Source organism: Lachnoclostridium sp. Marseille-P6806, from assembly GCF_964238185.1.
In the GTDB taxonomy this organism is placed as follows: domain Bacteria; phylum Bacillota; class Clostridia; order Lachnospirales; family Lachnospiraceae; genus Brotaphodocola.
The window spans coordinates 64,072-81,680 of sequence record NZ_CAXSLG010000009.1; the positions used below are offsets into that span (position 1 = coordinate 64,072).

Annotated in this window: 18 protein-coding genes; all 18 read right to left on the minus strand. The window is 48.5% G+C overall.

Translation table 11 applies throughout. The features are described 5' to 3' along the window. Positions 1-26: 26 nt before the first annotated feature. The gene (locus ACESON_RS12385; protein ID WP_177959873.1) at positions 27-1,286 is read right to left on the minus strand and encodes a glutamate-5-semialdehyde dehydrogenase; all 1,260 of its coding nucleotides are present in this window, start codon (positions 1,284-1,286) and stop codon (positions 27-29) included. Between the two features lie 8 nt (positions 1,287-1,294). After that, on the minus strand, positions 1,295-1,891 hold the full coding sequence (locus tag ACESON_RS12390; RefSeq protein ID WP_373110181.1) for a 5-formyltetrahydrofolate cyclo-ligase: 597 nt from the start codon (positions 1,889-1,891) through the stop codon (positions 1,295-1,297). After that, positions 1,863-2,090 (minus strand): DUF896 domain-containing protein, encoded by a 228-nt coding sequence (locus tag ACESON_RS12395; protein ID WP_177959842.1) that lies wholly within the window; start codon positions 2,088-2,090, stop codon positions 1,863-1,865. Before ACESON_RS12395 ends, ACESON_RS12390 begins: the two co-directional genes overlap by 29 nt. Positions 2,091-2,161: 71 nt before the next feature. Further along, on the minus strand, positions 2,162-3,010 hold the full coding sequence (gene proB / locus ACESON_RS12400; protein WP_373110184.1) for a glutamate 5-kinase: 849 nt from the start codon (positions 3,008-3,010) through the stop codon (positions 2,162-2,164). Between the two features lie 71 nt (positions 3,011-3,081). Then, positions 3,082-4,725, minus strand: a complete 1,644-nt coding sequence (locus ACESON_RS12405) for an NAD(P)/FAD-dependent oxidoreductase (RefSeq protein ID WP_373110186.1) — start codon at positions 4,723-4,725, stop codon at positions 3,082-3,084. Then, positions 4,722-5,954 (minus strand): NAD(P)/FAD-dependent oxidoreductase, encoded by a 1,233-nt coding sequence (locus ACESON_RS12410; protein WP_373110188.1) that lies wholly within the window; start codon positions 5,952-5,954, stop codon positions 4,722-4,724. The genes ACESON_RS12405 and ACESON_RS12410 overlap by 4 nt, the downstream gene beginning before the upstream one ends. 76 nt (positions 5,955-6,030) lie before the next feature. Then, complete coding sequence (locus tag ACESON_RS12415) at positions 6,031-6,420, minus strand: hypothetical protein (RefSeq protein ID WP_177959839.1); 390 nt, start codon at positions 6,418-6,420, stop codon at positions 6,031-6,033. 42 nt (positions 6,421-6,462) lie between these two features. Beyond that, on the minus strand, positions 6,463-7,635 hold the full coding sequence (locus ACESON_RS12420) for a DUF3048 domain-containing protein (protein WP_373110190.1): 1,173 nt from the start codon (positions 7,633-7,635) through the stop codon (positions 6,463-6,465). Beyond that, entirely contained in the window at positions 7,632-8,129 is a 498-nt protein-coding gene (ybeY, locus tag ACESON_RS12425; RefSeq protein WP_177959837.1) for an rRNA maturation RNase YbeY, read from the minus strand. The genes ACESON_RS12420 and ybeY overlap by 4 nt, the downstream gene beginning before the upstream one ends. Further along, positions 8,119-9,180, minus strand: coding sequence for a PhoH family protein (locus ACESON_RS12430; protein WP_373110192.1), 1,062 nt, complete (start codon positions 9,178-9,180; stop codon positions 8,119-8,121). Before ACESON_RS12430 ends, ybeY begins: the two co-directional genes overlap by 11 nt. Continuing rightward, on the minus strand, positions 9,155-10,423 hold the full coding sequence (locus tag ACESON_RS12435) for a sporulation protein YqfD (protein ID WP_177959836.1): 1,269 nt from the start codon (positions 10,421-10,423) through the stop codon (positions 9,155-9,157). The genes ACESON_RS12430 and ACESON_RS12435 overlap by 26 nt, the downstream gene beginning before the upstream one ends. A 43-nt stretch (positions 10,424-10,466) precedes the next feature. Then, on the minus strand, positions 10,467-10,721 hold the full coding sequence (locus tag ACESON_RS12440; RefSeq protein ID WP_177959871.1) for a YabP/YqfC family sporulation protein: 255 nt from the start codon (positions 10,719-10,721) through the stop codon (positions 10,467-10,469). A gap of 91 nt (positions 10,722-10,812) precedes the next feature. Continuing rightward, complete coding sequence (gene rpsU / locus ACESON_RS12445) at positions 10,813-10,989, minus strand: 30S ribosomal protein S21 (protein ID WP_005539624.1); 177 nt, start codon at positions 10,987-10,989, stop codon at positions 10,813-10,815. A 216-nt stretch (positions 10,990-11,205) separates the two neighbouring features. Then, complete coding sequence (gene alaS, locus ACESON_RS12450; RefSeq protein ID WP_373110318.1) at positions 11,206-13,815, minus strand: alanine--tRNA ligase; 2,610 nt, start codon at positions 13,813-13,815, stop codon at positions 11,206-11,208. Between the two features lie 156 nt (positions 13,816-13,971). Next, the gene (locus tag ACESON_RS12455; RefSeq protein WP_373110194.1) at positions 13,972-14,097 is read right to left on the minus strand and encodes a hypothetical protein; all 126 of its coding nucleotides are present in this window, start codon (positions 14,095-14,097) and stop codon (positions 13,972-13,974) included. Between the two features lie 102 nt (positions 14,098-14,199). After that, entirely contained in the window at positions 14,200-15,123 is a 924-nt protein-coding gene (locus ACESON_RS12460; RefSeq protein ID WP_373110196.1) for a lysozyme inhibitor LprI family protein, read from the minus strand. 120 nt (positions 15,124-15,243) lie between these two features. Continuing rightward, positions 15,244-15,726, minus strand: a complete 483-nt coding sequence (gene rnhA / locus ACESON_RS12465; RefSeq protein ID WP_373110198.1) for a ribonuclease HI — start codon at positions 15,724-15,726, stop codon at positions 15,244-15,246. Between the two features lie 13 nt (positions 15,727-15,739). Then, positions 15,740-17,341, minus strand: coding sequence for an MBL fold metallo-hydrolase RNA specificity domain-containing protein (locus ACESON_RS12470; protein WP_373110200.1), 1,602 nt, complete (start codon positions 17,339-17,341; stop codon positions 15,740-15,742). Positions 17,342-17,609: the final 268 nt, after the last annotated feature.

Consider the following 17,609-nt stretch of genomic DNA (forward strand, 5'->3'; position numbering starts at 1 on the left):
GTGTACCTTCTATCTGTCATTTTCACTTATCCGCGAACCTGGCCGTTGCCGTAAATAATATATTTTGTTGTAGTCAATGCCTCCAGCCCCATAGGACCTCTGGCGTGAAGCTTCTGAGTGCTGATTCCGATTTCCGCCCCAAAGCCAAATTCATTGCCGTCTGTAAAACGGGTCGATGCATTGACATAAACTGCTGCCGCGTCAATTCGATCCAGGAATTCCTGAGCATGGCTGTAATCCTGCGTAATAATCGCCTCGGAATGGCCTGTATTATAACGATTAATGTGTCGGATAGCTTCATCAAGAGAATCTACAAGCTTTACTGAAAGAATATAGTCCAGATATTCACATCCCCAATCTTCTTCCGAAGCCAAAACAAACTCTGGAACCATACGGCATGCCTCTTCTTCGGCGCGGATTTCTACCTTCCGGCCTTCCTCCTGCTGATCCTGAAGACGTTTCTTTAAAAGCGGCAGAAATGCCTCTGCAGCTGCTTTATGAATCACCAGAGACTCACAGGCATTGCAGACGCCAATTCTCTGAGTTTTCGCATTTTCAATAATATCCAGAGCCATTTTAAAATCCGCAGTTTCATCCACATAAATGTGGCAGTTTCCTGTTCCTGTTTCAATGACCGGAACAGTACTGTTTTCTACTACGGTCCGAATCAGACCTGCTCCGCCCCGGGGAATCAGCACATCCACATATTGATTCAGGCGCATAAAGGCCCTTGTTGTTTCCCTGTCCGTATCTGCAATCAGCTGAACGGCATTTACAGGCAGTCCTGCTGCAGCAAGTCCCTTCTGCAGACAGGAGACAATCGCCTGGTTCGAGGAAAGCGCATCACTTCCCCCTTTTAAAATCACGGCATTGCCCGTCTTAAAACAGAGACAGAAGGCATCTGCCGTTACATTGGGGCGCGCCTCATAAATGATTCCGACTACTCCGAGAGGCACTCTCTTTTTTCCAATCATCAGTCCGTTGGGCCGGGGCTTCATGGAAAAAACCTCTCCCACCGGATCCTCTAAGGCCGTAACCTGACTCATTCCCTCAGCCATTCCACGAATCCGCGCCGGAGTTAAGGCCAGTCTGTCCAGCAGTCCCTGACTCATTCCATTTTCTCTGGCCCGATCCATATCCTCTTTATTTGCTGCAAGAATCATATTCTGTCCGTCCAGAAGTGCCTGAGCTGCCTCTCTCAGCCCCCTGTTCTTATCTTCGGAACCAAGGCTGTTTAAAACAGCTGCTGCTTCCCTTGCCTGTCTTCCCAGCTCTGTCAAATCCATTGCCATTTTTATTCCTCCCCTGTCCTGCAAATGTAACATTCTTTCTCTGTCACCACCATGTCCACCGGCACATCGTGAACCTCTGACGGCAGTGTCTCCATCATTTGATATTCATAGGCTGCCGCAATTTTTTTATGCTTTGGCTCCCGTTCCAGAAAACGATCATAAAAGCCTCCGCCTCTTCCCAGTCTCTTTCCATTCCTGGAAAAAGCCGCTCCTGGCACAAGGATCACAGACTCCGGGCAGCACGCTCTTCTGCATCCCTCCCGCGGTTCCAGAATTCCAAAATATCCCGGCTCCAAATCAGAAAAACCGGTTATTTCAAAAAATTCCATCTGTTCTCCCGCAACCCTTGGAACAGCAGTCCGAAGCTTTCTCTCCCAGAGACTCTTTAAAAGCCATCTGGTATCTGCCTCTTTTCCACAGGAAACATAACAGTAAATTGGATCCTTCCCATCTCCCTGCAGCCTTAGAAGCTCCGTAAGCAGCCGTTTTCCCAGAAGCTCATCTAACTTCCGCTTTGTTTCCGGAGATAACTCCTGCTCCCTTTGCCGGATCTGGCGGCGTATTTCCTTCTTATGACTGGATATCTTTGATTCCACCATATTTTTTCCCCAGATCCGTAATCGTTCCATCCTTTTCCTGAATGGAAATATTATTTAAATGAGCCCGCATATTTTTGCGAATGGTTTCAATATATTCCTTCCGCAGAGCTGCCTGCTCCATTTTTTCCTCTTCAGTCAGGCCAACCGCCTTCGATTTATGATAAAGCGCGTTAATGCGGTCAATTTTATTCTGATCCATTTTGTCATTCTCCTTATCTGCTCTTTTTTATTCTGTATTTGGTATTCGTATCTCGCATCTCATGCTCTAAATTAGTATTTCGTATTAATATAATCCATCAAATCAAAATCCAGGTTCGCATGAGCCATAAACAGGGTTCCCCTGTCCTCCCCCTTCATCAAATCGTGGATAATATCCACATCCTCTCCATTGGCAATGATCATATCTGAGCCGCTGTCTGTTGCAATCCTCGCTGCTGCCAGCTTGGCAGACATTCCCCCGGTTCCCACATCGCTTCCGGAGGTATCCTTTCCCATAGAAAGCAGCTCTGGTGTAATCTCCTCTACCAGACTGATAAAACGAGCCTGAGGATTAGTCCGGGGATCATCTGTGTACAAACCGTCAATGTCCGAAAGCAGAATCAGGAGATCCGCTCCAATAAGAGCTGCCACAATAGCAGACAGTCTGTCATTATCGCCAAACTGAATCTCATGTGTGGAAACTGTATCGTTTTCGTTGACAATCGGAACAGCGCCCAGACTTAAAAGCTCATCAAAAGTATTCTGGGCATTGTACCGGGAAACGTCATTTGTCATAGTGTCCTTAGTTAAAAGAACCTGGGCTGCCACACAGTTATACTCCGAAAACAGCTTCTGGTACACCATCATCAAACGCGCCTGTCCCACTGCCGCATAGGCCTGTTTTTCCGAAATGGTATCCGGACGTTTCTGACCGCCCAGAGCCTGACGGCCTGCAGCTATGGCGCCGGAGGAAACAAGAACTACCTCTTTTCCCTCTCCTTTTAGATCACAGATAATCCGTACCAGCCGCTCTATCTTCCATAGATTCAATTCCCCTGTGGCCGGATGGGTCAAAGAAGAAGAACCTATTTTTAAAACGATCCTGTTTTTTTCCATCAGGCTCTTTCTCGCTTCTGTCATAATCGCTTCCTCATTTCCCGGCTGTTTTCACAGCCGATTTTCTTCTGTCATTTTCCAGAACCAGACTTCCCTTATCGGGGAAGTCCAAACCGTCTCACAACTGCCTCTGCCACCTTAACGCCGTCCATAGCTGCCGACGTAATTCCGCCGGCATATCCGGCTCCCTCGCCGCAGGGGTACAAGCCCCGAACCTGGCTTTCCATCTCATCATTTCTCCAGATACGAACCGGTGAAGAGGTACGGCTTTCAATTCCTGCAAACAGGGCGTCTGGACGGTCAAAGCCGCGAATCATCTGCCCAAAGCCCTCCATGGCTTCTAACAGCGCCAGATTCAGGTTTTCCGGCATAACCTCTCTTAAATTGCCAAAGGCCCATCTGCCCCGCATCTGCGGTTCAATCTCCCCCAGCTGTCTGGACTGCCTTCCCGCCCGGTAATCTTCATAAAGCTGAACAGGAATATGTCCGTCTGCTGCCTGGAAAGCCAGCCTTTCCAGACTGCGCTGAAAGGCCACTCCTCCCAGAGGACCTGGTTGCGGGAAATCTTCCGGCGTCACCGTAACAATCAAAGCACTGTTGGCATTTTTTCCGTCCCTGGCATGATAGCTCATACCATTTACTGCCAGGTGCTCTCGTTCTGAGGAGGCATCTACCACATAACCGCCCGGACACATACAGAAAGAGTAAACTCCCCGTCCAGTACTGGTCTGCCTGGTCAGCTTATAGCTGGCAGCGCCGAGGCTTCCCCCATCCATCCGTCCGTACTGAGATAGATTGATCAGAGACTGGGGGTGCTGAATCCGCAGTCCTACGGCAAAGGACTTGGCATCCATGGGTATTTTTTTCTGTTCCAGCATAGAAAAGGTATCCCGTGCGCTGTGACCAATTGCCAGAATCACAGCCTGAGCAGAAAGGAACTCCTCCCGCTCCTGATTTTCATTTCCAGCCATGTTATCATCCGGCCTTCCTTCCTGCTGACGCACCCTTACCCCTCTGATCTGCCCGCCTTCCGTCACAAGCTCTGTTACCTGACAGCCAAACCGCACATGACCGCCCAGTCTGACAATCTCCTGCCTCATGGCCTTCACAATACCGGAAAGCACATCGGTACCAATATGAGGCTTACTGTCATAAAGAATCGACGAATCGGCTCCAAATTCACAGAACACCTCCAGCACCAGCCGGTTTCTCATCAGCGGATCCTTTACAAGCGTATTCAGCTTTCCATCAGAAAAGGTTCCGGCTCCGCCTTCTCCAAACTGTACATTGGAACGGACATCCAGTTTCCCTGTTTTCCAGAACTCGTCCACCCGTTTCCGGCGGCTATCCACATCCTCTCCGCGCTCCAGAATCACCGGGCAGTATCCTGCTCTTGCCAGCATCAGACCGGCAAAAAGTCCGGCCGGACCGGCTCCCACAATAATCGGAGGAGAAAAAAGCATCTCCTCTCCGGGCTTTGGAAATACGTATGGTTTTTCCTGGCAGATTGCAGCCTGAGAATTCTTTGCCCTATGTAATACCTGCTCTTCCCGGGCAGTTTTTATATCAACGGTATAGCTGTAAAAAAGCTCCGGCTTTTTTCTCCCGTCCAGGGAACGCCGGCGGATTTCCAGCTTCTCCACCTGTTCCGGAGAAATCCGAAGAGCCTTGGCCGCCTTTTTCTTAAGCTCCTCCGGCTTATGCTCCACGGGAAGCTTTAACTGATTAATTCGTATCATTTTTCCGTCCTCCCTGCACATCTTCCTGCTGTAATTCCCGTAGACCAGGCCCACTGCAGATTATATCCGCCGCAGATTCCGTCTACATCCAAAAGCTCTCCAGCCAGATAAAGCCCCTTCACCAGCTTTGACTCCATAGTTTCCGGCCGGACATCCCGGGTGTCCACTCCTCCGCAGCAAACCTGCGCCTGCTCAAAGGAATTGGTTGATGTTACTGGAAGCTCAAAAGCCTTAATCAGGTGAACCAGCCGTTCCAGCTGCTGGTTTTTCAGATTTCCTACCAGCTCTGCCCCATCAATCTGAGACAGCTTTAACAGCACCTGAGACAGCTTTTTATTTAATACACCAGTCAGAAAATCCTCAGATTTCCGGTAGGCAAGTGCCTTTGCCCGGTTCCGAATAAACTGTTTTGTTTCCTCCATACTTTTTGAAGGAAGAAAATCAAGGATCACCGAAACTGCTTTTTTCTTATGAAGAGCCACTGCAGCAAAACGGCTTACCTGAAAGGTGGGGATACCGGACACACCGTAATCCGTCAACTGAAGCTCTCCCTGATCCGCAGCCAGAACCTGCCCCTCAGAAACCAGCTTCACCAAGGCATCACAGCGAATACCTGCCAGCTGTTTCAAAAACTTCCCCTGACAGCGAAGCTGTACCAGTGCCGGAAGAGGCGTAATCACCCTATGGCCAAAGGCCTGTGCCAGCTGATAGCCACTGCCGTCAGATCCGGTCACAGGAGCCGCCTTAGAACCTGCTGCCAGAATCAGCCGTTCTCCCTGAAACACACCCTGGTCTGATTCAATCTGGAAGCGGCCTTTTCCAGCACAGGCTGCCCTGCTGATATGACACTCTGTCACAACCCTCACACCCAAACGTTCTGCCTCCATTCGCAGGCTGTCCAAAACAGAAGCGGCCTGATCGGAATTGGGATAAATATATCCGTTTCTGCTTTTTGTCACAATTCCGATTTCATCAAAAAATGCCAGGGTATCCCACACAGAAAAGTGATCTAGCACCTTCATGGGAAACTGTGGCTGGCTACAGCGGTAATGCTCCGGCCGGAGAGACAGATTAGTCAGATTGCAGCGTCCGTTTCCAGTGGAAAGTATCTTTTTTCCCACCCGATCCATATGCTCCAGAACCGTCACTCCCGCTCCTTCTCTGGCTGCTGCAATGGCTGCCGCCAGTCCGGAAGCTCCGCCTCCAATAATTATCACCTGTCTCTTCATAATATCCTCCGTACCCATGATTTTTGTTCTTTCCTATTGTATCCAGTTTGCCGTCCCTTTTCAAGTATATTTTTCCCTAGCTGGTATAAGACTCCAGATAGTGGAACACATCCATCATAGAAGAAAACCAGATCCCCTCTCGCAGCCGCTCCTGTTCCTCCTGAGGAAAATCCATCAAAGGTACATGGGTATAAAGACAGATCGTTTTCTGATCCTTTAAAAATACCAGCAAAAACCCATCCTCTGCTACCAGATAATATTCCTCTCGAATCACCACAGGTTCCACCTGCTGCCCATTTGCCGCCTCATAATCCGCCATCTCTGTCTCCTGAAAAGAGGAAGACTCGGACTGTGATGTCTCCTGCAGCAGATTTTTTTTGCAGCTCTGCCTTGTTCCGATTCCAACTCCCAGGCAAAAAGCAGAAACTGCCGCAAATAAAAATAAACAGATCATATACTTTTTCATCGTAAACCTCCATAAGTACAGTATCTGCTTATTTTTACTTTTTTATCCAGCATCCCGTCCTTCAATCAGAGCCGGCTTCATATTTCTTGTGGGAACCACACAAATCCAGGTCTTTCCAGGCGTCAGAACAATTTCATTTCCAGATGCATCGTAATAATGGGTAATGCCAAACTCTCCGTCCTTTTTCCAAGTAATATCCTCTGCCTTTCCTCCTGTAATAAAGTATCCCCAGGAATCGTCATGGACATTGATATTGAGATATTCCGTAGAAGCATAAAACCCGGAAGGGCAGTATTGAATAATAATATTGCGTACCGCAATGGGACCGCCATCTCCCATGTGGGGACCTCCGTACTGATACCGGTAGTACAGGCCGTCATCCTCGTGATATTCAAACCATGGCTGATTCAGCTCATATCCTGGCGTCACCTTCCAGGCATCTCTGGCATCTGCTCCCTCCAGAACTGCTGCAGTTCCTGGCGCCGTAAAACGGAAATGTCCCTGATAATCCTCGGAATAATCCCAGGAATACCCCAGCTTTTGCACCGCTTTCTGAATACCTGCTGCGCTTGTATAGGCATTGTGAGGTTTTTTTCGATCGCCGGAGCGGTAAAAAGCAGTTCCTCCCGTTCCATCAATTCCGTTAATATTGTCAATATATTTCAGATAAGGCTTTGCAAAGGTACTCTGTCCAAAATGGGCGTAAATTCCGTCAAACTCTCTGGCAAAATAAACATAGTAGGTCCGGCAGCTGCGTACCGAGCCAATCCGCTCCAAATCGTCAAAATTTTCAATCAGAGCCATATAGCGGTTCATCCCCGCTTCCACCGGCACCTCATAAATCACCCCCGCCCTGTTTAGACCATACTGGGGCAAAGCTGCCCGGTCATTGCTCATCATAACAGCCAAAGGTCTGCGTTTTCCCTGCTCTGCAGGAACCAGTTCTCCTGTCAGATAGCTGTGAATCATGCCGTCTGTTTCCGTCCGCTGCTGAATTACATTTCCCTTCACTGGCTCCTGGGCTTCTGTCTCTGGCTTAGGCTCTGTCTCAATTACTACTGGGCGGTGCTCCGTCTCTTCCATGTTTTCTGTCTGTTCCTGAATAATTCTCTGAGATTCAGAAACAGGGGCCTGAACCGGCCCGGAACAGCCTGCAGCCATTATGCACAGCAAACCAACCAGCAACCAACCCAAAACCCCTGTTCTTTTTCTCATCGGCAATATCCCTTTTCTGTTAAAATTTCACGCTGCTTCTGTTCCATAATTTCCCGCTCAGCATCTTCCATATGATCATAACCACACAAGTGAAGCATACTGTGAGCTACCAGAAAAGCCAGCTCCCGTTCCTGGGAATGACCGTATTTTTCTGCCTGTTCTATTACCTTCTCCACGGAAATGATAATATCTCCCAGCACCAGCTCGCCGGTTTCCGGATCAAAATAATCCTCTGCTGCGTCCTCCACATGAGAAAAATCTGATTCTTTTTCAAAATCCACCATAGGGAAGGAAAGCACATCGGTCGGTGCATCTATCTGCCGATAGTCCCGGTTAATCTCCCGGATTCCCTCATTATCTGTAAGAATCACACTAACCTCTGCCTCGTAAGGGCATTCCTCATAATCCAGAGAAGCTAAAATAATCTCCCGGATAATCCGCTCATAATCCAGCTCTAATTTTTTTTCTGTCTCGTACTCAATACTAATGGTCATTTTTCCTTTCCTCTTTTCCCCGGGTATGTGTCTTATTTTTTCCGTCCTTGACCTTTTTGGGCAGCCGATCCTGAAGAAGAGGCTTTGCCGCCTCAGTTCTGCGCTCATAGTCATCATAAGCCTGTACAATTTTCTGAACCAGAGGATGGCGGACTACATCACTGCTGGTCAGGCTGCAGAATCCAATATCATCAATCTTGCCCAGCACCTTCATCGCCATATCCAGACCGGAAACAGCTCCGGCTGGCAGATCCTTCTGCGTCTTGTCACCAGTCACAATCACCTTGGAGCCAAAACCGATACGGGTTAAAAACATCTTCATCTGAGCCGGCGTGGTATTCTGTGCCTCATCCAGAATGATATAGGCGTTGTCAAGCGTCCGTCCTCTCATGTAAGCTAAGGGCGCCACCTCAATCAGGCCTTTTTCAGAATTATGGAGGAAGCTTTCTGCTCCCATAATCTGGTACAGGGCATCGTAAAGCGGACGCAGATAGGGATCGATCTTACTCTGCAGATCTCCTGGCAAAAAGCCCAGCTTTTCTCCCGCCTCAATGGCAGGACGCGTTAAAATAATCCGGTTCACCTCTCCGTTTTTAAATGCAGAAATCGCCATAGCCATAGCCAGATAGGTTTTTCCGGTGCCGGCCGGTCCAATACCAAAGACAATCATCTTTTTCCGGATGGTATCCACATACTGCTTTTGTCCCATGGTTTTCGGCTTTACCGGTTTTCCGGTAACTGTACGGCAAATAATATCCTTATCAATCTCCAGAATCACATCATCTGACTCTGTAAATGCCAGAGACAGGGCATAGTCCACATTCTGTTCTGTAATGGCATTGCCCCGTTTTGACAGCTCTACCAGGTTGTTAAACACGCTTTTGGCCCGCTTAATCATGGCCTCTGGTCCTATCAGCTTTAAGGCTCCATCCCTGGCTACAATCGTCACATGGAGGGTTCTTTCTATTTTTTTCACATAGGCATCAAACTGTCCGCAGACATTTTTTTCATGCTCTGCGGGAATATCAATTATCGTTTCTATTACGCTCATCCAGTAATTCTGACTCCTCTTCCTGTTCCATATTCAGCAATTTTTCCTGAGAAATATTCTGTCCCGTGGCTGCCGGCTCCTCCAGTACAAAACTGCCCTGCACCTGCCAGCACCCACTCTTCTCTTCTATTCTAACATTATTTTCAATTATTGGTACCCCTTTTTCCATAATTTTTTGTATCTTTGCCTGATGCAGCTGCTCACCAAGAGCCTTCGCCTCCTCTTGTGTACGATTTCTCTCATAAATTCCATACTCCCGCGCTGTGATCCAGTCTGCCCAGACAGGAACATAAAAATCACCGAACAATACCAGCTGCCTTGTTTTTCCTGTAATTTCCCAGCAGGTATCCTCCTTTTTCGGAAGCATCCAAAGAAGCTCAAAAGCCCCCAGACGAAGGCGAAGCCCTTTTCTCACTTCTCCGGTTCTCACCCGCTCTGTTATCTGCTTTGAAATAGATTCCGTATAGCTTTCCCTTGTTCTGACAAAAATATCGCCATCCGCCCGCACAAAATGTGTGTTCAGCAGTTCCCCTCCGTCTCCCAGAATCGGTATTTCACCACTGATCAGAACCTGTCCCGGCTCTACCTCCTCCCCTGGCAGAACCTGAGCCTTCCCCTTTCGAACCACCATTTTTACAACAGTGCCTGCCTTGTCTGCTACCAGATTCCGCGGTGTTTCATCCTTTTTTGGAATAGTTCCCACTACATCATTTTCTTTCATCCGAATCAGCAGCCTGGTACCAGATACCCGTGCTGATACCCAAATTATTTCCGGATAGGCGCTGCGGATAGATTCCTCCAGTATATCACAGTCTATTGCCGATTTTGCCATTCCATAATGAATCTTTTGACTGTCCAGATAATGAAGCAGCATATCATCGGTAAACCGTCTGTTTCCCTCCAGACTGATATTCCAGATAAACCGGGACATAATGAATAGAACCAGAAAAAAGGCCGCCACTCCTGCCCCATACAGCTTTCGCCTTCTGTTTCGGTATAAAAAAAAGGGAAGTCCAAACCTCCCCGTAATTTTCACATGCACACCAGCTTTTTTCACCAGCGGTCCAATGCGCCGGAAATCCTTAATCGAAATAAAAAAACAGAGCGCCTCCCTATCTGAACGGCTCAGCTCCCACAGCGTAATTCCTCTTGCCATACAGAGATTTAAAAACCGTTCGGAGGTCAGACCGGTCATCCGGACTTTCAGATATCCGCCTGCATACCGCAATACCCTTTCCTTCATCTGCCCTCTCCTATTTCCATTGTCACAGGTTCCTCCCCTGTGATTACTCAAACTCCATTGACTGTATCTGCCCGGTGATTTTCATCTCCTCATGATTGTAATAATCAATATGCAGTCGTTTTCCATGAATAGACAGCCTGCATTGTCTGGCCTGCAGCCGGATGGTATTGTCATTATAAAGCAGGATCCCACGATAATTCTCAATAACCACACTGCACCGTCCAACAAAAGAGAGGAGCACTTCTCCCAAAACGGCATCCTTCGGCAGTTTCAATTCTTCTGCCGCAGCTACTTTCATCTGTTCCAGCAATCTCTGTTCACCCTGCCGTCTTTCTCTTTATAATACTACGAAAAAATCCCCAGTCTTATGACTGGGGATCGGAAAACAATTAATTAAATTTGCGTTTTCTTGCAGCTTCGGACTTTTTCTTCCGTCTTACGCTGGGCTTTTCGTAATGCTCTCTCTTACGAATCTCCTGCTGAATACCAGCCTTTGCGCAGTTTCTTTTGAATCTGCGTAACGCGCTGTCCAGACTCTCGTTCTCTTTAACGATAACGTTTGACATAGCTCACACCTGACCTCCCTCCAGTTGTGTACTTGTGCATAATACAACTGTTTGGGTATTTTTTAGCACTGAAATGATTATAGCATAAAATTCCCATTCGTCAACACCTTTTTTCAAAATTATGCAGAAAACGCCTTACCGGAGGCTTTTTTTCAGGTTTTCCTTTCAAAAACTGCCGGTAAGGCATCTGTTTTATCATTTTATCAGGCTGATTTCTTAATCATGAAGCTGCTGGGCAGCAGTCTCATAGGCCTTCTCCAGTGCACTGTCTACGCCTGCCGGATTCTTTCCGCCGGCCTGAGCCATGCCAGGACGGCCGCCGCCGCCGCCGCCAACTAAGGCAGCAATAGCCTTAATCAGATTGCCTGCATGGGCCCCCTGCTTCTGTGCTGCATCTGTAGCCGTCGCCATCAGATTGACCTTATCTCCCTGTACAGAAGCAAGAACAATCACGCCTTCGCCCAGTTTTTCCTTTAACTGGTCGCCCAGGCTGCGCAGACCGTTCATATCTGCGTCGCTGACCTTGGCAGCCAGAACCTTCACACCGTGAATTTCCTTTACCTGGTCCATAACATCTCCCAGGGATTCCTTTGCAAGCTTGCTCTTTAATTTATCATTTTCTGCCTGCAGAGCCTTAATCTCAGCCATCATAGCCTCAATTTTGGACTTCAGATCAGCCGGTGTTGTCTTTGCCGCATGAGCTGCTTCATGAAGTTCTTCCTCTGTCTTATGATAATAAGCCATCAGACCTTCTCCGGTCAGCGCCTCGATTCTGCGGACTCCTGCTGCAATTCCGGCCTCAGAAACAATCTTGAATGCATGAATTGTACCAGTGTTGCCCACATGAGTACCGCCGCAAAGCTCTGTAGAGAAGTCGCCCATCTTAACCACACGAACCTTCTCGCCATATTTTTCACCAAACAGCGCCATAGCGCCCGTCTTTTTCGCCTCATCCAGACTCATCTCCTGTGTCACAACATCCAGGCCTGCCTGAATCTCCTGATTCACCAGCTCCTCCACCTTTTTCAGTTCCTCTGCAGTCATGGCAGAGAAATGGGTGAAGTCAAAACGCAGTCTGTCCGGTGTTACTAAAGAACCAGCCTGTTCTACATGCTCTCCAAGAACCATTCTCAGCGCTTTCTGAAGCAGATGAGTTGCACTGTGATTCTTCTCTGTGGAACGGCGCGCAGACTCGCTAACCTTCATTGTAACAGTTTCACCGACCGTAAGCATACCGCTGGCCATATAACCTACATGGCCAACCTTTCCGCCCTGCAGATGAATCGTATCCTCTACTACAAAACTGCCGCCCGCGCCGGTAATCACACCAGTATCGCCAGTCTGTCCGCCCATAGTGGCATAAAACGGCGTTTCCTTCACCAGAATCGTTCCGTGCTGTCCATCTGTCAGCGCCTCTACAATCTCGCTTTCTGTTGTCAGAACGGTAATCTCTGAATCATGAACCAGGCGATCGTATCCCACAAAGTCCGTTGTAATCTCAGCCGGAATAGACTGATATACTGTAACATCAGCACCCATGTAGTTGGTTGTCTTTCTTGCTGCACGAGCCTTCTCACGCTGCTCCTTCATAGCAGCCTGGAAGCCTTCCTCATCTACTGTCATATTCTTTTCTTCCAGAATTTCAATGGTCAGATCTAACGGGAAGCCATAGGTGTCATAAAGCTTAAATGCATTATCACCAGAGAGAACGGTCTCACCCTTTTTCTCCATCTCTGCTTCCATCTCTCCAAGAATAGCCAGTCCCTGATCAATGGTCTTGTTAAATTTCTCTTCTTCCTCTGCCAGAACCTTTAAAATCATAGGCTTCTTTTCTTCCAGCTCTGGATAACCGTCCTTAGACAGCTCAATTACTGCCTTAGACAGCTCTGCCATAAACCGGCCTTCGATTCCCAGCAGTCTTCCGTGACGGGCAGCCCGACGCAGCAGACGGCGCAGTACATAACCACGTCCCTCATTAGACGGCATAATTCCATCGGAAATCATAAAGGTACAGGACTTAATATGATCGGCAATAATACGCAGAGAAACATCCGTCTTATGAGCTGCCTGGTATTCTGTATGAGCCAGTTCACAGACTGCATCCAAAAGAGCCTTGTTGGTATCTACAGTGAACAGAGAGTCCACATCCTGAACCACAACAGCCAGACGCTCCAGACCCATACCTGTATCAATATTCTTCTGTACCAGCTCGGTATAATTGCCATGGCCGTCATTCTCAAACTGAGTAAATACGTTGTTCCATACCTCAATATAACGATCACATTCACAACCTACAGTACAGCCAGGCTTTCCACAGCCATATTTTTCTCCCCGGTCATAATAAATTTCAGAACAGGGGCCGCAGGGACCTGCGCCATGCTCCCAGAAATTATCCTCCTTGCCAAAGCGGAAAATCCGATCTGCCGGAATGCCAATCTCTTCATTCCAGATGCGGAATGCCTCATCGTCATCCAGATATACGGACGGATAGAGACGCTCCGGATCCAGTCCTACCACCTCCGTCAGAAACTCCCAGGACCAGTGGATGGCTTCCGTTTTGAAATAGTCACCAAACGAGAAGTTTCCCAGCATCTCAAAAAATGTGCCGTGGCGGGCTGTCTTTCCGATATTTTCAATATCACCGGTGCGGATGCACTTCTGACAGGTCGTCACACGTCTGCGAGGCGGGATCTCCTGTCCGGTAAAATAGGGCTTTAACGGAGCCATACCGGAATTAATGAGCAGCAGGCTGTTGTCATTGTGCGGCACCAGCGAAAAGCTCTTCATTGCCAGATGTCCCTTGCTTTCAAAGAATTCAAGAAACATCCTTCTCAATTCATTTACACCATACTTCTTCACGTCTTTTGTTCCTCCGTACTATTGTTCTTTCCGGCGCAGCCTCCTGTAATAAGCTGCGTCCTCCATTCATTCTGCAGCAGCTCAGCCATGCATCTTCCTAGCTTCGCCTGGCTGAACTGTTGCTTAATTCTTTTTCTCCGTGCGGGAGTCTCTGAACTTCTTACCGCAGATAATTCCTGCGTAGGCAACTGCTGCGAAAATAACTGCCTTAACCGTATATCCGATAAAGCTTGCTGCGATAGCTGACATAGAATTTTCCTCCTTACGTTCAAATAAACACACACTTTCATCCTTGTATCATACCATAGGCAAAGGCATTGTTCAAGATACAAAATTGAAAAGAGACGGATTTTACTCCGTCTCTGATAACACATCATAATACTCTTCTGCCAGCTCATAGGCTCTGTCCCGTGTGATTTCTGTCAGGGAACGGGTATATTCCAGCTCCTGCATAGCACTGCCGGAATTGCCGGACAGGGCGTCTACCGCCATCGCCTCCCTGCTTCGGATCCACTCATTCTGATCCTTCATAAATACATCCCAGGTGTCCGATGACATGTGGCTGCGCAATCCGCTCAGAAGCTGGTTCAGTTCATTTTCCCAAAGCTTTCTTTCGCTCTCTGCCACTGCCTTGGCAGAATTAGCTGTAGCGTCCTGCTTTGCGGAACGTTTTTTCTCTATCTGACGATCCAGCTCCTCCAGCCGTTCCAGAACATCCTGTCTCCCCGGCTGCTTTGCTGATGAAGCCTCTGCAGAAACCGCAGGTAGCGAAAGAGCTCTGCTGCTTCCGGACGATTCGGCTTCCTTCTTGCTGTTTCCGGCAGATAACACCGGCGATCGGTCTGCCTGAACTGGCTGCTGAATCTCTGCTGCCGGAGCCGGCGTCGCCGTATCTTCCTGAACAAAACCTGCGCCTTTCTCAAAAGCTGACTTAGTTTCAGGCGCTGCCTGTTCCGGTACTGCCTCCGCCATCGTCGCAACAGGTGCCTGTCCGTATTCTAATGCAGTTTCTGTGGCGGCTTCTGTCTCCGCTTCTTGTTCTGACTCTTTAAGCTGCGCCATAGCGGCCTCCGGAATCCGCACGGTCCGTTCCGATGGCTCCTCCTGCTCCAATCCTGCCGAAAAGGCAGCAATCTCTGGAACCTCATTTTCCATGACGGTTTCCGCGGCTTTTGTCCGCAGCGGCTCTGATGTATACTGTCTGACTAATCTGGTTGAGCTGATGCCTACTGCCAGAATCAATCCTATTGCTATCCAGATTCCTTTTGGTCTCATATTTTCTGCCCCACTCTGTCTGTTCTTTTGTCTTTCTGATAATAACATAAACAGAATGGAAAGAAAATACAAAACCGAAAGAAGTAAGCATTTGTAAGATTTTCTTTAAGATTGCAGACCTCAACCTTCCAGCCCTTCATCTACCAGAAGATCCATCCCGTCTGCCGCTGAAGTAGCAAGCAAATCGCACCGTTCATTCTGCGGATGTCCGGCATGGCCTTTTACCCAGATAAACTGCACCTGATGCGGTTTTTTTGCATTTAGCAGCCGCTTCCACAGGTCAATGTTTTTTACAGGACCACTCTTTCCACGCATCCAGTTTTTTGCAACCCAGTTGTCAATCCAATGCTGGTTAAAGGCATCTGTCAGATATTTTGAATCCGAATAAAGCTCCACCTGGCAGGGACGGTTTAATGCCTCCAGGGCCACAATAGCCGCCATCAGCTCCATCCTGTTATTGGTGGTTTTCCGGTATCCGGCTGACATAACCTTTTCATGCAGCTCCCCCTTGCTGTCGAGAAACTGGAGCACTGCCCCATATCCTCCTGGTCCGTCCGGGTTTCCCCGGGCAGAACCATCTGTATAAATCTGTACCTTTGACATCCGTTTTTCTCTCCTATCTATCCCATTTGTCACACAGGGCATTAATCTGATCGGCAAATCTTGCCAAATCCTTATTTGCGCCTCCCTCATTGTGAAGAATCACCGCCATCAGGCGCTCACCGGCTGCCACAAGACGAGCAAAGACACCGCTGGCCTTCTTAGACGCCGCAGACTTGGAAGCAATGGGAATTCCTGCGGTTTCTTTTATCCAGACACCCTTTGCCAGATCATACTCTGCTCCGGAAAACGGCGCCTTGGCCAGAGCCCCCGTCTTTTGTGTAACCAGCTCTGCAAAGCGGTCGCAGACATCATCGCTGCCATGGACAATGAAATACTGCTGCGGTTTTTTCTGAAAACCGCATGCCCACTCAATCAGACCGTCTCTGTCTGCGTGTCCGCTGATGTCATGCAAAACCTCGATATGTGCCTCTACATCTATCGTCTCGCCAAAAAGACGGACCGTCTTGTTTCCATCAATCAGACTGCGTCCAATGGTTCCCTCTGCCTGATAACCAGCAAACACCACCGTACATTCTTTTCTCCAGAGGTTATGCTTTAAGTGGTGGCGGATACGTCCGGCATCGCACATTCCCGATGCGGAAATAATAACCTTCGGCGCAGGATCAAAGTTAATATTTACCGATTCGTCGCTGGTAACAGAAAGCTTCAGACCCGGAAAAGAAATGGGGTTAATGCCCTGCCTTACAAGCTCTCTTGTCTCATCGTCATAGCATTCCAGCTGATTTTCTTTAAATACATGTGTTGCCTCTACGGCCAGGGGGCTGTCTACATATACCTCAAACCGGTCATGTCCATGGATCAGCCTCTCACTTTTTATATGACGGAAATAATACAGAAGCTCCTGAGTACGCCCCACAGCAAATGCAGGAATTACCACATTGCCGCCCCGATCCAAGGTTTCCTGGACAATCCGAACCAGCTCTCCAATATGATCCTTTCCCTTTTGATGAAGCCGATCGCCATAGGTTGATTCCATTACTGCATAGTCTGCTTCCGCAGTATAGGAAGGATCACGAATCAGCGGTTTATTTTTGTTTCCGATATCTCCAGAGAACACAATTTTTTTCTCTACATCGCCTTCTTTCATCCAGATCTCAATAGAGGCAGACCCCAGAAGATGCCCAATATCCGTAAATCGCACCGAGATCTGATCATCCAGCTTTACGATTTCCCCATATTTATAGGGTTCAAAATGCTCTAAAACGCCAAGAGCATCATTCATTTCATAAAGCGGAGGCACCTCTGGGCGTCCTGCCCGACGGGCCTTTCTGTTTTTCCACTCAGCCTCTGTTTCCTGAATGTGAGCACTGTCCTTCAGCATAATATTACAGAGATCACAGGTAGCCTCTGTTGCAATAATCCGTCCGCGAAATCCCCTTGCATAAATGTAGGGAAGCATTCCCACATGGTCTATATGAGAATGTGTCAGAAGCACCAGCTGAATCTCAGAATAGGGAACCGGCGGTTCCAGATTTTCATACAGATTAACACCCTGTTCCATACCGCAGTCTACAAGCAGCTTTGTCGGTCCCACTTCAAGAAAATGGCAGCTGCCGGTTACTTCATGGGCTGCTCCGCAAAATACAAGTCTCATACTAGCTCCTCCTTTTTTGTAGTTTTATTTCGGCTTTCTCACCCTCGCAGTGCACACCTCCATTCCGCTTCGCTCCATGTCGGTGGCGGGCTCTCGCCCTATCGCCCTGTCCCCTCCTGCACCTCCTTTTGTGCAAGCACAAGGGGGGGGCAGGAAATCTTCGGCTTTCTCACCCTCGCAGTGCACATCTCCATTCCGCTTCGCTCCATGTCGGTGGCGGGCTCTCGCCCTATCGCCCTGTCCCCTCCTGCACCTCCTTTTGTGCAAG